At 61.8% G+C, this 20,032-nt stretch carries 19 protein-coding genes; 9 read left to right on the forward strand and 10 right to left on the reverse strand.

What is annotated here, in order from left to right:
* Window positions 1–27: 27 nt before the first annotated feature.
* On the reverse strand, window positions 28–465 hold the full coding sequence (locus tag H597_RS0112750; protein WP_028102488.1) for a putative toxin-antitoxin system toxin component, PIN family: 438 nt from the start codon (window positions 463–465) through the stop codon (window positions 28–30).
* Window positions 466–496: 31 nt separating this feature from the next.
* On the opposite strand from H597_RS0112750, the gene yaaA reads away from it, so the two are divergent.
* The gene (gene yaaA / locus H597_RS0112755) at window positions 497–1,255 is read left to right on the forward strand and encodes a peroxide stress protein YaaA (RefSeq protein WP_028102489.1); all 759 of its coding nucleotides are present in this window, start codon (window positions 497–499) and stop codon (window positions 1,253–1,255) included.
* A 39-nt stretch (window positions 1,256–1,294) separates the two neighbouring features.
* On the opposite strand, the gene H597_RS0112760 is transcribed toward yaaA, so the two are convergent.
* Window positions 1,295–2,092 (reverse strand): outer membrane protein assembly factor BamD, encoded by a 798-nt coding sequence (locus tag H597_RS0112760; RefSeq protein WP_028102490.1) that lies wholly within the window; start codon window positions 2,090–2,092, stop codon window positions 1,295–1,297.
* 83 nt (window positions 2,093–2,175) lie between these two features.
* On the opposite strand from H597_RS0112760, the gene H597_RS30740 reads away from it, so the two are divergent.
* Together H597_RS30740 and pgeF are read left to right on the forward strand one after the other, a co-directional pair.
* Window positions 2,176–3,258 carry an RluA family pseudouridine synthase gene (locus H597_RS30740; RefSeq protein ID WP_035374050.1) on the forward strand — a complete coding sequence of 361 codons (1,083 nt, stop codon included), beginning with the start codon at window positions 2,176–2,178 and terminating at the stop codon, window positions 3,256–3,258.
* A complete protein-coding gene (pgeF, locus tag H597_RS0112770) occupies window positions 3,259–4,068 on the forward strand; it encodes a peptidoglycan editing factor PgeF (RefSeq protein ID WP_028102491.1) in 810 nt (269 codons plus the stop codon).
* Here pgeF and H597_RS0112775 read toward each other — a convergent pair.
* Window positions 4,058–4,294, reverse strand: a complete 237-nt coding sequence (locus H597_RS0112775) for a hypothetical protein (protein WP_307579681.1) — start codon at window positions 4,292–4,294, stop codon at window positions 4,058–4,060. The two genes, pgeF and H597_RS0112775, sit on opposite strands and share 11 nt — an antisense overlap.
* Between H597_RS0112775 and phaC the strand changes: the two genes are divergently transcribed.
* From phaC to H597_RS0112800, 5 genes are all read left to right on the forward strand, one after another.
* Window positions 4,293–6,011 (forward strand): class I poly(R)-hydroxyalkanoic acid synthase, encoded by a 1,719-nt coding sequence (phaC, locus tag H597_RS0112780; protein ID WP_028102493.1) that lies wholly within the window; start codon window positions 4,293–4,295, stop codon window positions 6,009–6,011. The two genes, H597_RS0112775 and phaC, sit on opposite strands and share 2 nt — an antisense overlap.
* A 155-nt stretch (window positions 6,012–6,166) precedes the next feature.
* Window positions 6,167–6,721 carry a polyhydroxyalkanoate synthesis repressor PhaR gene (gene phaR, locus H597_RS0112785; protein ID WP_028102494.1) on the forward strand — a complete coding sequence of 185 codons (555 nt, stop codon included), beginning with the start codon at window positions 6,167–6,169 and terminating at the stop codon, window positions 6,719–6,721.
* A gap of 83 nt (window positions 6,722–6,804) precedes the next feature.
* On the forward strand, window positions 6,805–8,196 hold the full coding sequence (gene rimO / locus H597_RS0112790; protein ID WP_051293750.1) for a 30S ribosomal protein S12 methylthiotransferase RimO: 1,392 nt from the start codon (window positions 6,805–6,807) through the stop codon (window positions 8,194–8,196).
* 60 nt (window positions 8,197–8,256) lie between these two features.
* The gene (locus tag H597_RS0112795; protein WP_028102496.1) at window positions 8,257–9,429 is read left to right on the forward strand and encodes a cystathionine beta-lyase; all 1,173 of its coding nucleotides are present in this window, start codon (window positions 8,257–8,259) and stop codon (window positions 9,427–9,429) included.
* Window positions 9,430–9,535: 106 nt separating this feature from the next.
* Window positions 9,536–10,909, forward strand: a complete 1,374-nt coding sequence (locus H597_RS0112800) for a cytochrome b6 (protein WP_028102497.1) — start codon at window positions 9,536–9,538, stop codon at window positions 10,907–10,909.
* Here the strand turns inward: H597_RS0112800 and H597_RS0112805 are convergent.
* Window positions 10,904–11,269, reverse strand: coding sequence for a DUF4870 family protein (locus H597_RS0112805; RefSeq protein WP_028102498.1), 366 nt, complete (start codon window positions 11,267–11,269; stop codon window positions 10,904–10,906). The two genes, H597_RS0112800 and H597_RS0112805, sit on opposite strands and share 6 nt — an antisense overlap.
* A gap of 9 nt (window positions 11,270–11,278) precedes the next feature.
* Window positions 11,279–11,626 (reverse strand): GFA family protein, encoded by a 348-nt coding sequence (locus H597_RS0112810; RefSeq protein ID WP_028102499.1) that lies wholly within the window; start codon window positions 11,624–11,626, stop codon window positions 11,279–11,281.
* 67 nt (window positions 11,627–11,693) lie between these two features.
* Between H597_RS0112810 and H597_RS0112815 the strand changes: the two genes are divergently transcribed.
* The gene (locus tag H597_RS0112815; RefSeq protein ID WP_028102500.1) at window positions 11,694–12,887 is read left to right on the forward strand and encodes a CaiB/BaiF CoA transferase family protein; all 1,194 of its coding nucleotides are present in this window, start codon (window positions 11,694–11,696) and stop codon (window positions 12,885–12,887) included.
* 142 nt (window positions 12,888–13,029) lie between these two features.
* On the opposite strand, the gene H597_RS0112820 is transcribed toward H597_RS0112815, so the two are convergent.
* The 5 genes from H597_RS0112820 to H597_RS0112840 all read right to left on the reverse strand — a co-directional run bounded on the left by H597_RS0112820 (window position 13,030) and on the right by H597_RS0112840 (window position 19,951).
* Window positions 13,030–13,668, reverse strand: coding sequence for a GNAT family N-acetyltransferase (locus tag H597_RS0112820; RefSeq protein ID WP_028102501.1), 639 nt, complete (start codon window positions 13,666–13,668; stop codon window positions 13,030–13,032).
* Window positions 13,669–13,761: 93 nt separating this feature from the next.
* Entirely contained in the window at window positions 13,762–14,607 is an 846-nt protein-coding gene (gene serB / locus H597_RS0112825; protein WP_035374116.1) for a phosphoserine phosphatase SerB, read from the reverse strand.
* 14 nt (window positions 14,608–14,621) lie between these two features.
* Entirely contained in the window at window positions 14,622–18,053 is a 3,432-nt protein-coding gene (gene mfd / locus H597_RS0112830) for a transcription-repair coupling factor (protein WP_028102503.1), read from the reverse strand.
* A 57-nt stretch (window positions 18,054–18,110) separates the two neighbouring features.
* The gene (locus tag H597_RS0112835; RefSeq protein ID WP_028102504.1) at window positions 18,111–19,046 is read right to left on the reverse strand and encodes a lipase secretion chaperone; all 936 of its coding nucleotides are present in this window, start codon (window positions 19,044–19,046) and stop codon (window positions 18,111–18,113) included.
* Window positions 19,043–19,951: a lipase family alpha/beta hydrolase gene (locus H597_RS0112840; protein WP_028102505.1), complete on the reverse strand. Its 909-nt coding sequence runs from the start codon at window positions 19,949–19,951 to the stop codon at window positions 19,043–19,045. Before H597_RS0112840 ends, H597_RS0112835 begins: the two co-directional genes overlap by 4 nt.
* Between the last annotated feature and the right edge of the window lie 81 nt (window positions 19,952–20,032).

Genomic DNA, 20,032 nt, shown 5'->3' on the forward strand with positions numbered 1-20,032 from the left:
TGTTGCCCTAAGGTGAAAACGCAAATGTCAAGCGTCCAGGCTCCATTTTTCCGGCAGCATGACCTTGAACATGCCCGCTTTCGCCAACCGCTTGGCCAGTTTGAGCAGGGCCTTGTCCTTGGTGATCAGGATGTCGGCCTGGGCGTCGCGCGCCAGTTCGAGGAACTTCTGGTCGTCGCGGTCGGTGCATACCGGCAGTCGCACGCCGGATTCGGGCGGCTGGACCACCTTGATGTACTGGTCGAAGCGGGCCGCGCTTGCGGGGCGCGAGCTATCGTCCAGCGGCAGGTGCGGGTAGTTCAGGACGTACAGGTATTCGGCCCGGCAGTCGGCGCGGGTGATCGCTTCGACTGCGCCGCTTTCGATCGCCGCCAGCAGGGATGCCCAGCGCGGGTCCTGGAAAACAAACAGGTCGAGGCAGACATTGGTGTCGATGACGATGCGTTTTGGTGGAACAGGTATCATGTCGGGGTTTTTCGTTTGAATTTTGAATCTTATGCTGATTGTGCTGTCGCCTGCAAAAAGTCTTGACCTGGAAACCCCGCCCACCACCCAACTCGCAACGCAGCCCGCGTTCCTCGATCATTCGGAACAGCTGATCGAGCGCCTGCGCGTCTTTTCGCCCAACCAGCTGGGCGAGCTGATGGACCTGTCGGATGCCTTGTCCACCCTGAACGTGGCGCGCTACGCCACCTGGAGCAAGGACACCAGCGAAGCGCGGCAGGCGGTGATGACCTTCAACGGCGACGTCTACGACGGCCTGGATGCGCGCTCGATGTCGGCCAAACAGCTCGATTACACGCAATCGCGCATCCGCATCCTGTCCGGCCTGTACGGCATGCTGAAGCCGCTGGACCTGATCCACCCGCACCGCCTGGAGATGGGCACCCGCCTGCAGAACCCGCGCGGCAAGAACCTGTACGAGTTCTGGGGCGACATGATTACCGAAGCGCTCAACAAGGAAGGTTCGCCGGTGCTGGTAAACCTGGCCTCGGACGAGTACTTCAAGTCGGTCAAGCCGAAGAAATTGCGTATGCCGGTCATTACGCCAGTGTTCGAAGACTGGAAAGGCGGCAAATACAAGATCATTTCCTTCTTCGCCAAGCGGGCGCGGGGCATGCTGGCGCGCTATGCGGCGGTGAACGATATCACCGACCCGGAAAAGCTGAAAAAGTTCGATAGGGATGGATACAAGTTCGAGGCGGATGCGTCGAACGATACGACCTGGGTATTCCGGCGCAAGATCGCCGCGTGACGGAGGGCGCGCCCGCCCGGCGGGCGGACGCGCATGGCATTACCAGACGTGGTACCAGGGCGTCTTCTTGCTGCCGTCGTCGTCCAGCATCTTGCTGTCAGGGAAGTTCTTTACAAAGACGCGCTTGGTATCGTCGCGCAGGGTCGAATTGCCCATCTTGTCGTAGCCGCGGTACATGATGGCCAGTGCTTCTTCGATGGACGGCGAATCCGCGTAGTCCGTCAACACGCCCTGGGCCCGGTTGATGGCGGCCAGGTAGGCGCCGCGGCGGTAGTAGTAGCGCGCCACGTAGACTTCGTACTTTGCCATTGCATTGATCAGGTACTTCATGCGATCAATGGCGTCCGGCGTGTATTTGCTTTCAGGAAACTTTTCGACCAGGGCCTTGAAGGCGGCAAATGCTTCGCGGGTGGCTTTCGGGTCGCGTTCGGCCGGATCCTGCTCATACAGGAAGTTCAGCAGGCCGACCGAGTCGTTGAAATTGACCAGGCCGCGCAGGTAGTACATATAGTCAACATTCGGGTGGTTCGGGTGCAGCTTGATGAAGCGCTCCACGGCCGCCAGGGCCTGGGCCTGGTCGTTGGCCTTGTAGTGCGAATAAGCGATTTCCATCTGCGCCTGCTGCGCATAGGTGCCGAACGGGTAGCTCGATTCGAGGCGCTCGAACAGCTGGACAGCACGTTCATGGTTGCCGCTCGTCTGTTCGGACTTGGCCTCCGAGTATAATTTGTTTGCGGACCAGCCTCGAGTCTCGTCCACATGTTCTGGTAACAGGCCACAAGCTGACAAACTAAACAGAACGACTGTTGCTGCAACTACCGATAATTTTTTTTGCATGTTGATGTGCAAGGAATCGTTAACCAAAATACTAAACTTGGCTGATTATAGCCGATGGGAATGCTGTGATATTGAAACCTGAGATGAATTCGGCAGAACAATTGCCTGATAACGATTTTGACGCCGATTTTGAAGGTGAACTGGCGGGCGACCCGCTCGCCCCGATTGAACTCGAACTGACCAAGGAAGTCTGTGGCGAACGCCTGGACAAGGTGGTGGCGCGCCTGGTGCCACAGTTTTCGCGCGGCCGCCTGCAATCCTGGATTGAAGAAGGCCATATTACTGTCGATGGCAAGCCGGCCAAGATCCGCGCCACCGTGTATGGCGATGAAAAGATCCTGGTGATGCCGCAGCCGGCGCCGGAGGACGTGGCTTTCGCGCCGGAAGACGTGCCGCTGGACGTGGTGTTCGAAGACGACAACCTGCTGGTGATCAACAAGCCGGCCGGCCTGGTGGTGCATCCTGGCGCCGGCAACTGGTCCGGCACCATGCTGAACGGCCTGCTGCACCGCTGGCCCCAGCTGGGCGGCGTGCCGCGCGCCGGCATCGTGCACCGTCTGGACAAGGACACCAGCGGCCTGATGGTGGTGGGCAAGGACCTGCCGACCCAGACCGACCTGGTGCGCCAGCTGCAGGCGCGCAGCGTCAAGCGCGTCTACTGGTGCATCGTGTGGGGCACGCCGCGCATGAGCGGAACCATCGACGCTTCGATGGGCCGCGACCAGAAGGACCGCGTGAAGATGGCCGTGTCCACCAGCATGGGCTCGAAACCGGCCATCACCCATTACCAGCGTCTGGCTGAAGGTGTCCTGGACGGCCGTCCGGTGTCCCTGGTGCAGTGCCGCCTGGAGACCGGCCGCACCCACCAGATCCGTGTTCACATGGCGCACCTGGGCTTCTCGCTGATTGGCGACCAGGTCTATGGCAAGCAGCATATGACCAGCGTCTTCCCGCGCCAGGCGTTGCAGGCACGCCGCCTGGGCCTGGTGCATCCGTCAACCGGCGAGCAGATGGAGTGGGTGGTACCGCTGGCGGATGACTTCGCCGAGCTGATGGAACGCGCCGGTATCGAGGAGCCGGACGAGTCGGTCCTGTCCGCCGCCGCCGGCGAGCATGGCGAGTACGAAGACTACGATATCTACGACGACGAATTCGACGACGAATAAATGCAGCAAACTTTCCAAGGGGCGCAATGGCTGCTGCCCGACTGGCCGGGCGCGCCCGCCAATATCGGTGTTGTCTGCACCACCCGGCGCGGCGGCGTGAGCCCGGAGCCCTATGGCGCCGGCCCGCAGGCGATTGCCAATGCCGGCGGCGGCCTGAACCTGGGTGTCCATGTCGGCGACGATCCCGCCAATGTGGCCTTCAACCGGGCGATCCTGAAGGGGCGCTTGCCGTCTGAGCCGGCGTGGCTGTCCCAGGTGCACGGCACCGCGGTGGTGCGCGCCGACCTGCAGGGCCGCGGCAGGGCGCCGCAGGCCGATGCAAGCATTGCCCTTATGCCGGGCGCCGTTTGCGTCATCCAGACGGCCGATTGCCTGCCGGTGCTGCTGACCAACCGCGCTGGTACGGCGGTCGGCGCCGCCCACGCCGGCTGGCGCAGCCTGGCCGGCGGAGTGCTGGAGGCGACCGTCGCCGCCATGCGCGCCGAAGCAGGCGGGGACGAGATCGTTGCCTGGCTTGGCCCGGCGATCGGCCCGCAGGAATTCGAGGTTGGCGACGATGTGCTGGCGGCCTTCCTGCAAGGTGCGCCGGACGACGCTGCGGTGCGCGCCGCCTTCAAGGCGCGACCCGGATTGCCGGGCAAATACCTGGCCGATATTTACGCGCTGGCCCGCCTGAGGCTGGCCGGAATAGGGGTCAGGGACGTGGCCGGCGGGGATTTATGCACGGTCACGGACGCCAGCCGCTTCTATTCCTACCGGCGCGACAAGGTCACCGGGCGGCAGGCGAGTTTGATCTGGATCAAACAGTAGGTGGTTCATGACGACGGGCGGCTTCGGCTGCCCGTTTGCGTTTGCGGCGTTTGCCACCTGTTAGATAAAATAGTATTCCTAATGGCAACAAGCCATACAGCAGGAAGGTCATGATGCCGGCGACCACGGTTGGTTCCGTGAACGCCATCAGCACTGTGACGTAGAGCCAGGCAATAGCAACAATCAACATATGCAGTCTTTTTAAAATCTGAATGGACTCAAACATGAACATGCCCGACCCGCAAGCTTTCGCAAACGCATGGATGGCGCAAATCAGCGATCCGAACCAGTGGCAGTCCTGGATCAAGATGCTGCCGGAGATGGAGGCCGTGCCTGGCGCCGCGCTGTTGCGCGATGCCGGCGCCATCGTCCGTCCCGAGGCGATGGAGCAGATGCGTCACGATTACATGGGCGAGTTCGGTGCGCTGTGGCAGGAATTCCTGGCCGGCAAGGCGCCTTCGCTGAAGGACCGCCGCTTTTCGTCCGCAGCCTGGCAGGGCAACCCGGTGTCCGCCTTCAATGCGGCATCATACCTGCTAAACAGCAAATTCCTCATGCAAATGGCGGAAGCCGTTGACGCAAGCCCGCAGCAGAAACAGAAAATCCGCTTCGCCGTGCAGCAGGTGGTGGACGCCATGTCGCCCGCCAACTTCCTGGCCACCAATCCGGAAGCGCACCAGAAACTGCTCGAAACCAAGGGTGAAAGCCTGACCAAGGGCCTGGCCAACCTGCTGGGCGATATCAAGAAGGGCCATATTTCCCTGTCCGACGAGACGGCTTTCGAAGTGGGGCGCAACCTGGCCACCACCGAAGGCCAGGTGGTGTACGAGAACGAGCTGTTCCAGCTGATCCAGTACACGCCGCTGACCAAGAGTGTGCACGAGCGCCCGCTGTTGATGGTGCCGCCTTGCATCAACAAATACTACATCCTCGACCTGCAGCCGGAGAATTCGCTGGTGCGCTATGCGGTGGAGCAGGGCAATACCGTGTTCCTGGTCTCCTGGCGCAATCCGGACCAGTCGCTGGCCGGCACGACCTGGGACGATTACATCGAAAAAGGCACGATCAACGCCATCCATATTGCGCGCGAAATCACCAAGCAGGAAAAGCTGAATGTGCTCGGCTTCTGCGTGGGCGGCACCTTGCTGTCGACCGCGCTGGCCGTCATGGCGGCGCGCGGCGAACAGCCAGCGGCCAGCATCACCTTGCTGACCACCTTCCTCGATTTCAGCGATACCGGGGTGCTCAACGTGTTCGTCGACGAGCCGCAGGTGCAGCTGCGCGAGCAGACCCTGAAATCCGGCGGCCTGATGCCGGGCCGCGACCTGGCCAGCACCTTCTCCAGCCTGCGTCCGAACGACCTGGTGTGGAACTATGTGCAGTCGAACTACCTGAAGGGCAATGAACCGCCGCCGTTCGACCTGCTGTACTGGAATTCCGATTCGACCAACCTGCCGGGCCCGATGTTCTGCTGGTATCTGCGCAATACCTACCTGGAAAACAGCTTGAAAGTGCCGGGCAAGCTGACTGTCGCGGGCGAGCGGGTGGACCTGTCGAAGATCCATGCGCCAGCCTTTATCTACGCCTCGCGCGAGGACCATATCGTGCCGTGGAATTCGGCCTACCTGTCGACCCGGATTCTGAACAACAAGAATCCGGAGTTGAATAAGTTTATCCTCGGGGCGTCCGGCCATATCGCCGGTGTGATTAATCCGGCAGCCAAGAACAAGCGCAATTATTGGACCAATGCGGCCAGGCCGGCCTCGCATGAAGAGTGGTTCAGCGGCGCGACCGAGCATCCTGGCAGCTGGTGGGGCGAATGGTCCGAATTCCTGGCGGCGCACGGCGGCAAGGAGGTCAAGGCGCGCAGCAAACTCGGCAATACCAAATACGAACCAATCGAAGCAGCCCCTGGTCGTTACGTAAAAGTAAAAGCCGATTGATGCAAGGCAATATTAAGTTGCGTTGCAATATTGGCTACGATTGTCGCCCAACGTATAACATTGTCGTGCCAAAAGCTTTTTTTTCGCCCTATAATGGGGTCAAAAATATTATCAACGGCAGCTAAACGCGCTGCGGCGCAAAAATTGGATGAGTGATGAGTGGTGCAAAGAAAAGTACTGAACGTTTGATTAAGAAATACCCGAACCGCCGACTTTACGACACGCAGACCAGTTCCTACATTACCCTGACGGACGTAAAGCAGCTCGTGCTGGATGCCGAGGAATTCACCGTCGTGGATGCCAAGACGAATGAAGACCTGACCCGCAGCATCCTGCTCCAGATTATTCTGGAGGAAGAAGCGAGTGGCGTTCCCATGTTTTCAACGGACGTACTGGCCCAGATCATTCGTTTTTATGGCCACGCAATGCAAGGCATGATGGGTTCTTATCTGGAAAAGAATATCCAGGCATTTACCGATATCCAGCGCAAATTCACGCAAGGCGCCGCGACTTTCGATGGCAAGTCATTCAGCCCCGAAATGTGGACCCAGTTCATGAATGTGCAGGCACCGATCATGCAGGGCATGATGAATAACTATATCGACCAGTCGAAGAGCCTGTTTGTGCAAATGCAGGAGCAAATGCAAAACCAGAGCAAGAATATCTTCGGCACCTTCCCGTTCGGCGCGCCGCCGGGCGAGAAAAAGTAAGCTTTCAGCAAGCTAAAAAGGCGGGGGCAATGCCCCCGCTTTTGCTATAATGGTGGATTGCCCTGAATCATCAGCTCTCTGCCATGCAATCCAAGCCAATCACCCGCATCACTCCCACCGACGGTACCCCGGCACCAAAAGTAGGTTTTGTCTCCCTCGGCTGCCCGAAGGCGCTGGTCGACTCCGAACAGATTCTGACCCAGCTGCGCGCTGAAGGCTACGAAACCGCCAAGTCCTACGACGGCGCGGACCTCGTGATCGTGAACACCTGCGGTTTCATCGACGCCGCCGTGCAGGAATCGCTGGACGCCATCGGCGAAGCGCTGGCTGAAAACGGCAAGGTGATCGTGACCGGCTGCCTGGGCGCCAAGAAGGACAAGGACGGCGACGACATCATCCAGAAGGTGCACCCGAAGGTGCTGGCCGTGACCGGTCCCCACGCCGTGGGCGAAGTGATGGCGCAGGTGCATACCCACCTGCCAAAACCGCACGAGCCGTTCATCGACCTGCTGCCGCCGCAGGGCATCAAGCTGACCCCGAAACACTACGCCTATCTGAAGATTTCCGAAGGCTGCAACCATCGCTGCTCGTTCTGCATCATCCCATCGATGCGCGGCGACCTGGTATCGCGCCCGATCGCGGAACTGATGCTGGAAGCCGAAAACCTGTTCAAGGCCGGCGTGAAAGAGCTGCTGGTGATTTCGCAGGATACCTCCGCATATGGCGTGGACGTGAAATTCCGCTCCGGTTTCTGGAACGGCCGTCCGATGAAGACCCATATGACCCAACTGACCCAGGCCCTGGGCGAGCTGGCCAAGCAGTATGGCGCGTGGGTGCGCCTGCACTATGTTTATCCTTACCCGCACGTGGACGAAATCATCCCGATGATGGGCGACGGCCATATCCTGCCTTACCTGGACATCCCAATGCAGCACGCGCATCCTGACGTGCTGAAGCGCATGAAGCGCCCTGCATCCGGCGAGAAGAACCTGGAGCGCATCCTGAAATGGCGCGAGATGAATCCTGATCTGGTGATCCGCTCGACCTTCATCGCCGGCTTCCCTGGCGAGACCGAGGCCGAGTTCGAGTATTTGCTGGACTTCCTGAAGGAAGCGCAGATCGACCGCCTGGGCTGCTTCGCCTACTCGCCGGTGGAGGGCGCCACTGCCAATGAGTTGGCGAACCCGGTACCGGATGAAGTGCGCGAAGAGCGCCGCGGCCGCGTGATGCTGCTGCAGGAGGAGATTTCGCGCAAGCGCCTGAAGGCCAAGATCGGCAAGACCGTCAAGGTGCTGATCGATGAGCTGACGCCAAGCGGCGCGATCGGCCGCTCCGCCGCGGATGCGCCGGAGATCGATGGCGTGGTGCATGTGAAGCGTCCGTTCGATCCGAAGAAGAAGCTGGCTGTGGGGCAGTTCTTTGACGTGGAGATCACCACTGCCGATGCGCACGACCTGTGGGGCGAGGCGCAGTAAAACCGGTAAGCCGGTGTCGGGCCTGCGGGGCCTGACACCCTCCGGGTTAGAATAGGTGCCATGACCAAAAAGCACCTCCAAACCCAAATCATCCACACGGACTACGTGCCGCCGGAAGGCTTCGCCGCCTTCCCCAGTGCGATCCACCACGCGTCCACCGTCCTGTTCAAGAACGTCGCCGCCATGCGCTCGGGCGACTGGAAAGAAAAGAACGCCTATACCTACGGCCTGCACGGCACGCCCACCACCTTCACCCTGGAAGCCCGGCTGGCTGAAATCGAAGGCGGCACGCATTGCCTCCTGGCCCCAAGCGGCCTGGCAGCCATCGCCATGTGCGACTTCGCGCTGCTGAAGTCTGGCGACGATGTTCTCCTGCCCGACAATGTCTACGGCCCAAACCGCGACTTAAGCAGGTGGTTGACCGCCGATTTCGGCATCACCGCGCGCCTGTACGACCCGATGATCGGCGCCGGCATCGAGCAATTGATCCAGCCCAACACCAAATTGATCTGGACCGAAGCCCCCGGCTCGGTTTCGATGGAAGTCCCCGACCTGCGCGCGATCTGCGGCGTGGCAAAGCGGAAGGGTGTGCTGGTCGCACTCGACAACACCTGGTCCGCGGGCCTGGCCCTGCGCGGATTCGACTTGGGCGTCGACATCGTGATGCAGGCGCTGACCAAGTATCAGTCAGGCGGCTCAGACGTGCTGATGGGGGCCCTGGTGACACGCGACGTGTTACTGCACGAACGCCTCAGCATGGCGCATATGCGTCTGGGCATGGGCGTTAGCGCCGACGATACCTATCTCGTGCTGCGCAACCTGCCGACACTTAAGCTGCGCTTCGACGCCCACGATGCCGCTGCGCGCAAGGTTGCCGCCTGGTTGAAGGCTCGCCCTGAAATCACCAAGGTCCTGCACCCGGCATTCGAAGACTGCCCTGGCCACGAACACTGGAAGCGAGACTTCACCGGCGCCGGCGGTCTGTTCTCCGTGCTGTTTGACGAGAGGTTCACGGAAGAGCAAACGGACCGTTTCGTCGACTCTTTAAAACTGTTCGGCATCGGCTACAGCTGGGGCGGGGCGCACAGCCTGTGCATTCCCTACCGCATCCAGGCCATGCGCAAGCACTGGAAAGAGCAAGGCACCCTGGTGCGTTTCAACATCGGCCTGGAAGACCCGGACGACCTGATTGCCGATATCGAAATGGCCTTGGCAGGAATGGCGGCTCGCTGAACGCTAGTCAGCTATCCATGCGATTGATCAATACAATGGCGTGCGCGTATTGATCGGACTTCCCTATATGCTTACAGTGGTTGGACATTGAGCAGGGGAGACCGTCATGCAAATTCTGAAGATTGCAGTGGGCGCCGTGCTGGGTGGCGCAGCGTGTTTGATTTTTGCCGCGCCGCCTACCAGCTATATGCCGGTGGTGGCGAAAGAAGACTTCCAGACGACGTACGAGCGGATGAAGGCAGCGCGCGCCGGCTTGATGCGTGAGCAGGCGGCCTTCCTGGAAAGCCGGTATGACTTGTCGAATCGTCCGGCCAAGGGAGTCACCATGTTTCGCGGCAAGCCGGTGCAGGAAGGTATCAGAGCCAAACTTCCGCGTGGCACCACATGGGAAAAGCTCGGATCAATGAGCCCGGACGAAATCCGCGAGAAAGGCCTGTACCCGCAAGGCTTTCTGCCGCTGCCGCACCCGAATCACCCTGAAGGCGGGATGCTGTTCCCGCAGTTCCATATCGACGAAATCAAGAAGCAGGAGCAGCGCGACTTGAACCGCTTCGACCTGGCTTTCGACTTCCCCGATCACCTGCTGCCGGAATTTCCCGCGCCGATTTTCCTGACCACGCGCCCTGACTTGGGGGATGTCTCAAAAGGCAGGCTGCTGACCATCGACAATTTCCACGAGATGTTCAACGGCATCCTCAACCCCAAGCAGCTGGAAGGCTTGCGCTTATTGCTGACACCTTTCCCGCAGCAGCAATTCAACCAGACCGAAGACAGGCGGTCGGAGCGTCCAAGTCGCGGGGTGAGCTGCTTTGACTGTCATTCGAATGGCCACACCAACGCTTCCACCCACCTGGTAGGCGACATCAGGCCGCAAGAATTCAGGCATCGGCTCGATACGCCGACGCTGCGCGGGGTAAACCTGCAACGCCTGTTTGGCTCGCAGCGTGCACTGAAATCGGTGGAAGACTTTACGGAATTCGAGCAAAGAGCTGCCTACTTTGACGGCGATCCGGTGATCGCCACGAAAAAGGGGGTAAATGTGCTGGAACGCGGCAGCCAGGTGCATTTTATGGGCGAGTTCCAGAACATCCTCGACTTCCCACCGGCCCCGAAACTGGGCGTGATGGGCAAACTGGACCCGCGCAAGGCCAACGAGCAAGAGCTGCGCGGCCAATCCATCTTCTTCGGCAAAGCCCAATGCGCGAGCTGCCACATGCCGCCGCACTACAGCGACAACATGATGCACGACCTGCACACGGAACGCTTCTTCAAGCCGCACCAGGCCAAAGGGGCGATGATGGTGGGAGATGGCCCGATCAAGACTTTCCCGCTGCGTGGCATCAAGGAATCGCCGCCGTATCTGCACGATGGCAGGCTGCTGACGCTCGAGGATACGGTGGAATTCTTCAACCTGATCCTCGAGACGAAGCTGACGTCGGCGGAAAAGGCCGACCTGGTGGCGTTCCTGCGAACCTTATGAGTTACCGACCGGGACGTTGCTGTTGAGTGCAGTAATGCCCCGGATCAGGCGGTAGATCTTCCACAGCCAGGCGCCGACCCACACCAGGTAGGCGAGTGGAATGCCCAGCAATGTGGCGAACAGCGCCCAGCCGACGCAGGCCCATGCCAGGTACCACCAGAACGAGCGGATCATCCAGCGATGGTGACTGTGAATGAAGGTGCCGGCACTATCGTCGCTCTTGATGTAGTTAAGGATGACGGGGATGAAGGACGCCAGGCCAAGTGTGAAAAACATGCTCAGGCCGTGGCCGAGGTAAAGCCAGAAGGCCCAGTCTTTGGCAGACTGGGCGCGTTCGTCGAAAATCAGTTCTTGAGCCATATGCGCTCCTTAGAGTTTGCGTCCGTCGTAATGATGGACGGCAAATGAATCGAGATCGATGTCTTCCAGCACGCGCGCATTGACGGCCGCCACAGCATTGCCTTTCGGGTCCGTGCCTTCGCCGTAGGTGTGAATGCCGCATTTCGGGCAGAAGCGGTGTTGGATGACGTGCTTATTGAAGACGTAGCTGGCCTGGTCTTCCTCCTGCGTGAGCAGTTTCAGCTGGCCGCGGGGAATGAACCACATCAGCGCACCCTTGCGCTGGCAAATCGAGCAGTTGCAGGCCGTCAGTCCTTCGATAGAGCCCTCAGCTTCAAACTTCACATTGCCGCAATGGCAGCTTCCTTTGTACAGCATTTTGCGCCTCCGGTTAGAATAATTGGCTACGCGCTAATGATAATGTAAATGCAAGAGGAGTGTGCAAATGGCGGGTCCGTTGCAGGGAATCAAGGTTATCGAGATTGGGACGCTGATCGCAGCGCCGTTTGCCGCCCGCCTGATGGCGGAATTCGGCGCCGACGTGATCAAGATTGAAGCGCCGGGCGAGGGCGATCCGATCCGCAAATGGCGCAAGCTGCACAAGGGAACCTCGCTGTGGTGGTACCTCCAGTCGCGTAACAAGAAGTCGATTTCGATCAACCTCAAAGCGCCCGAAGGCATTACGCTCGTCAAGCAGCTCTGCGGCGACGCCGACGTGCTGGTGGAGAACATGAAGCCGGGCGCGCTGGAAAAGCTGGGCCTTGGCTGGGATGTGCTGCATGCGCTCAATCCCAAACTGACCATGGTGCGGATTTCCGGCTACGGCCAGACGGGGCCCTACAAAGATCGTCCCGGCTTTGGCGCCATTGGCGAAGCGATGGGCGGCATCCGTTATACCACCGGCGAAGCGGGTGGCGTTCCGGCCCGCGTCGGTGTCAGCCTCGGCGATTCGTTGGCCTCGCTGCACGCGGTAATGGGGGCATTGATGTCGGTGCTGCGCGTGAAAATGGGGAAGGGCGACGGGCAAGTGGTGGATGTCTCACTGGTCGAAAGCGTGTTCAACCTGATGGAATCGCTGGTGCCGGAATACGACCTGCTCGGGCATGTGCGTGAACGCAGCGGCGGTGCGCTGCCCGGCATTGCGCCATCCAATACTTATCCGACACGCGATGGCTCTTATGTCGTCATCGCGGGCAACAGCAACCCGATCTACAAGCGCCTGATGCATGCGATCGGCCGGGCCGACATGGCCGAAGATCCGCAATTCGCCCAGAACGACGGCCGTGCCGCGCAGGAAAAGCTGATCGACGCCGCGATTGCCGGCTGGACCTCGGCGCACACGATCGAAGAAGTCCTGTCGGTGCTGGAGCAGGCCGAAGTCCCTGCTGGCCGCATCTATTCGGTGAAGGACATCGTCTCCGACCCGCATTACCAGGCGCGCGAGATGCTGCTGGATACCGAACTGCCGGACGGCGTGCACGTCAAAATGCCAGGTATCGTGCCGAAGCTGTCCGAGACACCCGGCGAAGTACGCTGGCAAGGGCCAACCCTTGGCGAGCACACCGACAGCGTATTGTCCGCATTAGGCATGGCGGCTGAGCAGATTGCAGCCCTGCGTCAGCGCGGGGTCGTAGCTTAGTTTATAAAAGCCGGGGTCAGCTCTGGCAATCGGACATTTTAAGGTCAACGCGCAGAGGACAAGCCTCCGCTTTACACCTGTTGATTGCCAGTTTTGATTTTCCATGAGCGGATTATCAGCGATAGATCGAAATACCGCAGATTCAGGAAGCAGGTAAGCCAGCGGTGGACCATGGCGAGATAACGCTCCAGCCAAGGCGCGTATAAAGTGCACGCCCATCCTCAGTGGCGACGAGCAGTCGCTCGTTCACACCGGCCTGGGCGGCCATGGAATCGAGCGCCTGCATGACGACACTTCCAAGCCCGCGCCGGCGATGGGATTCCGCGGTCTCGATCTGGTCAAACACCGCGCACCTGCCATGGATGGCCATGCGGCCGGACGCTGCCAGGTCTTCATCGCCGTGGATCACTCGTACGACGTGAACCCCTTGCTGTGTATCCAAAAGCAGCCGATACCCTGGCGGAATAGCCAGGTGCTGGCTCGCTTGTGAAGGGCCGATCATGAGGTAGCCGGGACTTTCGATCTTCCACCGCGAAGGCAGCGCCCGGCGCAGGGTTTCGGGATCGACTGCCGCTTTGAGGAAGATATAGGGGTCGCGTATGCGCTCGGCGCAGGCCCGGAGTGCGAGGCCGGCATCGACAAAGACAAAGCGCCTTATTTGCTCCGGCTTTCCCACTTCCACGAGCAGGCCGCCGTCGTACGGGAGCGGCTTTGAAACGCCGCGGGATAACGTCCAGCCCGTGAGCCAGCGTTCGGCAAGCGCAAGGTCAATTGTCTTCAATCGGTGCTCTCTGCATATGTCGGGACCGACAGGCTAGCACCAATTGCCAAGCGTTGCAGACGGAGGCTCAAAGTCAGAGGAAGGTCGGGGCTTTTAATGCGATAAGAGGTTGAGGATGCCGTCCAGGCCGACGTGGTTGAGGGCTACGCTGGCTTGCTCGCGCACGACCGGTTTGGCGCGGAAGGCGACCGAGAGGCCGGCGATGCTCATCATCTTCAGGTCGTTCGCGCCGTCGCCCATGACGATGGCTTGCTCGGTCCTGATCCCCATGGCGGCGCAGACGTGTTCCACCGTCTTGCGCTTCACGTCGGCGTCGACGATTTCGCCGATCACCTTGCCGGTCAGCTTGCCGTCCACGATTTCCAGTTCGTTGGCGCGCGTGTAGTCGAGCTTGAGGCGCGGTTTCAGGCGTTCGGTAAAGAAGGTGAAGCCGCCCGAGACCAGCAGGGTTTTCAGGCCGGCTGCCTGCACCGCCTTCAGCATTTCTTCGGCGCCCATCGACAGGCGCAGGCGTTCTTCGTACACGCGCTCCAGCGCCGATGCGTCGAGGCCTTCCAGCAGCGCGACGCGGCGTTTCAGGCTTTCCGAAAAATCGAGCTCGCCGCGCATGGCGGCTTCGGTAATTTCCGCCACCTGCGGCTTCAATCCCTGCATGTCGGCGATCTCGTCGATGCATTCGATGGTGATCAGGGTCGAATCCATATCCATCGCCACCAGCTTGAATTCGTCCAGGCGGCGTACGCCCATCATGTAGGTGGCGTCCAGCTGGGCGGCTTCGGCGGCGATCTCGATGGTCTGGCGCAGGGCCGGCGTGTAGCTGATGCCTTCGCAACGCACGGCGTTGGCGGATATCGTGATGACGCGCTTCGGTGCCGTCAGGGCGGCGATGCGCTGCAGGCGGGCGGCGCAATCGCCGACGCCTTGCAGCACAATGTTCATGGTCATGTCGTTGTTCATGTCAGTTGTTTGATGGCGGTCTTGATCTGGTTCACGCGGGCCGCCAGGTCGGGCATATTAGCGGTGATCTTGAGCTTGTCCTGGCCATTCAGCTTGATGTGGCGCTGGTTCTGGATCAGGTGGATGATGCGCATCGGGTCGATCGGCGGCTGCGGCATGAACTGCAGGTTGACCGCTTCCGAGTGGGCGTCGATTTTCACGATGCCGACGGTCTTGGCGGCGATGCGCAGGCGGTGGGTTTCCACCAGGGCCTTGGCAGGGTCGGGCAGTTTGCCGAAGCGGTCGATCAGCTCCTCTTGCAGATCGTCGATTGCGTTTTGGGTTTCGCAGTTGGCCAGGCGCTTGTAGATCGACAGGCGTTCGTGCACGTCGCCGCAGAAGTCCGCGGGTAGCAGGGCAGGCGTGTGCAGGTTGATTTCGGTGGTGCTGGCCAACGGGGCCGCCAGGTCGGGTTCCCGGCCGGCTTTCAGGGCGCGCACGGCTTCGTTGAGCATGTCGGTGTAGAGCTGGAAGCCCACTTCCAGCATTTCGCCGGACTGGTTTTCGCCCAGGACTTCGCCGGCGCCGCGGATTTCCAGGTCGTGCATCGCGAGATAGAAGCCGGATCCCAGTTCTTCCATCTGCTGGATGGCATCCAGGCGGCGCTGCGCCTGCTTGCTCAGGCCTTGCACGTCGTTGACCAGCAGGTAGGCGTAGGCCTGGTGGTGCGAGCGGCCCACCCGGCCGCGTAGCTGGTGCAGCTGCGCCAGGCCGAATTTGTCGGCGCGGTGCATGATGATGGTGTTCGCGGTCGGCACGTCGATACCGGTTTCGATGATCGTGGTGCACAGCAGGATGTTATAGCGCTGCGCTACGAAGTCGCGCATCACTTTTTCCAGGTCGCGTTCGTGCATCTGGCCGTGGGCCACGGCGATGCGCGCTTCGGGCAGCATTTCGGTCAGCTTGGCCAGGCGGTTCTGGATGGTTTCCACTTCGTTGTGTAGGAAGTAGACCTGGCCGCCGCGCTTCAGTTCGCGCAGCACGGCTTCGCGGATGATCGAATCGTTTTCGCTGCGCACGAAGGTCTTGATGGCCAGGCGCTTTTGCGGGGCGGTGGCGATCACGGAAAAGTCGCGCAGGCCTTCCAGCGCCATGCCGAGGGTACGCGGGATCGGCGTTGCCGTCAGGGTCAGCACGTCCACTTCGGCGCGCAGCGATTTCAGCGCTTCCTTCTGGCGCACGCCGAAACGGTGCTCTTCGTCGATGATGACCAGGCCGAGGCGGGTGAACTTGACGTCGTCCGAGAGCAGCTTGTGGGTGCCGATGACGATGTCCAGGGTGCCGTCCTGCATGCCTTTGATGGCGCTGGCGATCTCTTTTCCGGTGCGGAAGCGCGACATTTCGGCGATGCGCACCGGCCAGTCCGCGAAGCGGTCGGCGAAGGTTTGCGCATGCTGTTCGGCCAGCAGGGTGGTCGGGGCCAGGATGGCGACCTGCTTGCCGCCCATGACGGCGATGAAGGCGGCGCGCAGGGCTACTTCGGTCTTGCCGAAGCCGACGTCGCCGCATACCAGGCGGTCCATCGGTTTACCCGAGGTCATATCCTTGATCACGTTGCCGATGGCGGCTGCCTGGTCCGGCGTTTCGTCGAAACCGAAGCTGTCGGCGAAGCGCTCGTAATCGTGGGCCGAGTATTCGAAGGAATGCCCCTGGCGTGCGGCGCGGCGGGCATACAGGTTAAGCAGTTCGGCGGCGGTGTCGCGCACCTGCTCGGCGGCCTTGCGCTTGGCTTTGTCCCACTGGCCGGAACCGAGGGTGTGCAGCGGTGCGTCGTCCGGCGAGGCGCCGGAGTAGCGCGAAATCACATGCAGTTGCGAGACCGGCACATACAGCTTGCTCTCCTTGGCGTATTCCAGGTGCAGGAATTCGGTCTCGCCTTCGCCCAGGTCCATGCTGATCAGACCCATATAGCGGCCGATGCCGTGGTTGATGTGCACCACCGGGTCGCCGATCTTGAGCTCGGACAGGTCGCGCACCATCGATTCGACCTGCGTGACCGCTTCCTGCTTCTTACGCCCGGCGCGGCGACCGCTGCCGGCATATAGCTCGGTCTCGGTGATGAAGGCGATGCCCTCGTCCAGCTCAAAGCCGGCATGCAGCGGGGCGACGCCCAGCACCAGCTTGGCGTCGCTGGCGAGGAAGCCCGCAAAGCCCTCGATCAGGGCGGGCGACAGGTCGAATTCGGCGAAATACTGCTGCAGGGTCTCGCGGCGGCCGTTGGTTTCGGCGCAGATCATCACGCGGCGGCCCGACTGCATCAGGTAGGCGCGCAAGTTGGTCAGCGGGTCGTCCAGGTGGCGGTTCACCGCGATGTTCGGGATCGGCGCCGACAGCTCGGAGGCCGGCAGCGACATGTCGCGCGAGATGGCGATGCGCGGGTGCGGTTTGGCCAGGACAAAGAACTGTTCGTCGCCAAGGAAGATTTCCTGCGGCGGCAGGATAGGCCGTTCGCGGTCGGCCTTCAGGAATTTGTAGCGCGATTCGGTGTCGGCCCAGAAGCGCTTGATGGCGCCGTCGATGTCGCCCACCATGGCCACGCTGGCTTCCTCCGGCAGGTAGTCGAAGAAGGTGGCGGTTTCGTCGAAGAACAGCGGCAGGTAATACTCGATGCCGGCCGAAGCGATGCCGCTGCTGATGTCCTTGTAGACGACGGAGCGCGACGGGTCGCCTTCGAAAGTCTCGCGCCAGCGGCTGCGGAAGGCGGTGCGCGAGGCTTCGTCCATCGGGAATTCCCGGCCCGGCAGCAGGCGCACTTCGCGCACCGGATACAGGGAGCGCTGGGTGTCCGCGTCGAAGGTGCGGATGGTTTCGATGGTGTCGCCGAACAGGTCCAGGCGGTAAGGCAGGGCGGATCCCATCGGGAACAGGTCGATCAGACCGCCGCGCACCGAATATTCGCCGGGCGACATGACCTGGCTGACGTGGGTGTAGCCGGCCAGCGTCAGTTGCGACTTCAGTTTGGCCTCGTCCAGCGACTCGCCCTGCTTGAAGAAGAAGGTGTAGGCGGCCAGGAAGGAGGGCGGCGCCATGCGGACCAGGGCTGTGGTGGCCGGGATGATGGCGACGTCGCACTGGCCGTTCTGGATTTCGTGCAGAGTGGCCAGGCGTTCGGAAACCAGGTCCTGGTGCGGCGAAAACGCGTCGTAAGGCAGGGTTTCCCAGTCCGGCAGCAAATGGCAGCGCAAGGCGCCGTTGGCGAACCATGGGATTTCGGCCAGCAGGCGCTGGCCGTCGCTGGCCTGGGCCACGACCACGGCCAGCATCTGGCCGCGTGTCTTCAATTCGAGCGCGGTTTGCGCCAACACATAGGCGTCACCGGAGCCGAACAGGTTGGGCAACGCAAATCGGTTGCCGGGCTTGGGGATTGCTTTTTTGAAGTCGAAAGGCATGCAAACGTGGCGCTAACAGGGGACAAAGATGCTGGCCCCACATTATAGTGCAAGCCTTTATTCGTAGGCGCCCAGCCGTTTTTGCTCGCCTGGCGTGAACAGGCTGTCCCGTAGTTGCTGGATGGCGGCCGGATTTTCGCCCAGGTTGCCGCTTGCGGAACGGTAGGCGGCGATGCGGCGCAGCCAGTCGGCCTGTTCCCGGTCCAGTTGGGCCAGGCGTCCGGCGGCGACCGGGCCGGTGGCCGCTGCCCGCAGGCGGAACACGTCGTCGTCGCTGGCGCCGGCGGCACGGGCGGCGTCGACCTGCTCCTCCAGCTTCAGGACCCGTTGCGGGGCCGTCCGCTCTTCCTGCAGTGCTGCCGGCAGCTTGCGGTCCAGTTCCCGCATGCGCGCCTGGCGCTCGGTGTCGGCCAGCGATTGATCGTCCGCCAGCTCCAGGCGGGCGATCGCGTCCTGGTCGCGGGCGTCGGCGTCGCCGAACAGGCCTGCCGCCTCGGTGGGCGTGAAATACCGAGTGCGGAGGGTTTGCATGGCACGCAGGCGGCCGCGGGCCGCGGCGGCGAGGGTGGCGCCGGGGGCGGTGCCCGGGGCAGTTTCCGCTTGCGCCAGGGCGCGCTTGTAGGACAGGTATTGGCCCAGCAGCCGCTTGGCTTGGGCGGCGGCCGCCGGTGTCAGGCGCCGCGCCAGTTCCTGCTCGATGCCGGCGCGGATGGCGGGCAGTTCCGCCTCGCCCAGCGCCGAGAGGTAGTAGTCGAACAGGTGCCGCAGTTCGGCGTCGATGCGCAATTGGTCGCCGGTGGCATGCAGACGTCCGTCGGGCTGCGTGCCGGCCATCGAGGGCACAAAGGGCGCTGTGGGCGGGGCCGTCGCCGGCATGGCCGGACTGACATCCGGGCCGGGGCGCTGTGGCGGCGGATCTCCCGCGCCAACACTCCAGAGCGCAGCCAGTCCTGCCGCTGCCAGGGCGGCCCCCCACAGCGCCCGCGCGCTCACAGGCCCATTCCCTGCAGACGGTTGGCGTGCTGGCGGAACAGCGTCACCGGGCTGGTTTCGAACAGGTGTGTGATGCCGACCATCTGGTTGACCTCATCCAGGTGGTTCATCCGGTAGTCGTCGCGGATCACGCGGCCAAGGTGGCTCGAGCAGCTGGCCACCAGGCCGTCGTTTTTCGCGCCGCCGAAGGCGAGGGAGGTGACAGCCAGGAAGGGATCGGCCGGGTCGAAGATATTGGTATAGGAGTTCGCCCCGCTCCAGGAGAAGTAATACACGCCGTTGGCCTGGTAGGCGCCTTCGCCGCAGTCGCTCGAGGGCAGGCCGGCGGGATGGCGGGCGTTGAATTGCGCCGTGCCGGCGGTGCTGAGCGACTGCGCCGCGGCGCGCGCGTTCTGGGGCAGCGTCGGGCTGCCGGAAATCAGGCCGAGGAAGCCGCCCAGCGCGTTGCCAACTGAGTACAGCACATCCGGCGCCGCGCCGACCAGGGCGTCCGCCACCCTTGACCCCTTATTGACGCCGCCGATGCTGGTCACCGAAGCGACCAGGTCGGGCCGTACCGAGGCGACATAGCGCGAGGTCGGGCCGCCATGGCTATGGCCGATCAGGTGGACTTTTTCCGCGCCGGTGGCGGCAAGAATCTGGCGCACCTGGAACAGCAGTTGTTCGCCGCGCACTTCGGTGCTGTTGGCGGCCGAAACCGACGTCACATACACCTGGGCCCCGCCGCTGCGCAGCGCGCCGGGGATGCCGTAGAAGTATTCAAGGGGGCCGAGATTGTCGAAGCCGAACAGGCCGTGGACCAGGACGATGGGGTAGCGGGTTTGCGTGTAGCCGGTGGCGGAAGCGGGAAGTGCGGTAATTGCGATGACCAGGACCGTTAACAGCTGCCAGACAAGCTTCTTCATGGGGCCTCCCGTGCTGATTGGTTGATGGAGCGTCCAATCTAGCATTGGCTGCGCCGCGCAAAACGCGATTGCTCAAATAGC

The organism is Pseudoduganella violaceinigra DSM 15887, from assembly GCF_000425385.1.
GTDB lineage: Bacteria > Pseudomonadota > Gammaproteobacteria > Burkholderiales > Burkholderiaceae_D > Rugamonas > Rugamonas violaceinigra.

Excerpts from the sequence above, each read along its gene's own strand:
- H597_RS0112815 (WP_028102500.1), top strand. The coding sequence starts at position 11,694 with ATGGCGGGTCCGTTGCAGGGAATCAAGGTTATCGAGATTGGGACGCTG.
- phaR (WP_028102494.1), top strand. The coding sequence starts at position 6,167 with ATGAGTGGTGCAAAGAAAAGTACTGAACGTTTGATTAAGAAATACCCG.
- H597_RS0112840 (WP_028102505.1), bottom strand. The coding sequence starts at position 19,951 with ATGAAGAAGCTTGTCTGGCAGCTGTTAACGGTCCTGGTCATCGCAATT.
- H597_RS0112775 (WP_307579681.1), bottom strand. The coding sequence starts at position 4,294 with ATGTTTGAGTCCATTCAGATTTTAAAAAGACTGCATATGTTGATTGTT.
- H597_RS0112760 (WP_028102490.1), bottom strand. The coding sequence starts at position 2,092 with ATGCAAAAAAAATTATCGGTAGTTGCAGCAACAGTCGTTCTGTTTAGT.
- H597_RS0112750 (WP_028102488.1), bottom strand. The coding sequence starts at position 465 with ATGATACCTGTTCCACCAAAACGCATCGTCATCGACACCAATGTCTGC.
- serB (WP_035374116.1), bottom strand. The coding sequence starts at position 14,607 with ATGAACATTGTGCTGCAAGGCGTCGGCGATTGCGCCGCCCGCCTGCAG.
- H597_RS30740 (WP_035374050.1), top strand. The coding sequence starts at position 2,176 with ATGAATTCGGCAGAACAATTGCCTGATAACGATTTTGACGCCGATTTT.
- phaC (WP_028102493.1), top strand. The coding sequence starts at position 4,293 with ATGAACATGCCCGACCCGCAAGCTTTCGCAAACGCATGGATGGCGCAA.
- H597_RS0112810 (WP_028102499.1), bottom strand. The coding sequence starts at position 11,626 with ATGCTGTACAAAGGAAGCTGCCATTGCGGCAATGTGAAGTTTGAAGCT.
- H597_RS0112800 (WP_028102497.1), top strand. The coding sequence starts at position 9,536 with ATGCAAATTCTGAAGATTGCAGTGGGCGCCGTGCTGGGTGGCGCAGCG.
- H597_RS0112805 (WP_028102498.1), bottom strand. The coding sequence starts at position 11,269 with ATGGCTCAAGAACTGATTTTCGACGAACGCGCCCAGTCTGCCAAAGAC.
- mfd (WP_028102503.1), bottom strand. The coding sequence starts at position 18,053 with ATGCCTTTCGACTTCAAAAAAGCAATCCCCAAGCCCGGCAACCGATTT.
- yaaA (WP_028102489.1), top strand. The coding sequence starts at position 497 with ATGCTGATTGTGCTGTCGCCTGCAAAAAGTCTTGACCTGGAAACCCCG.
- H597_RS0112795 (WP_028102496.1), top strand. The coding sequence starts at position 8,257 with ATGACCAAAAAGCACCTCCAAACCCAAATCATCCACACGGACTACGTG.
- rimO (WP_051293750.1), top strand. The coding sequence starts at position 6,805 with ATGCAATCCAAGCCAATCACCCGCATCACTCCCACCGACGGTACCCCG.
- pgeF (WP_028102491.1), top strand. The coding sequence starts at position 3,259 with ATGCAGCAAACTTTCCAAGGGGCGCAATGGCTGCTGCCCGACTGGCCG.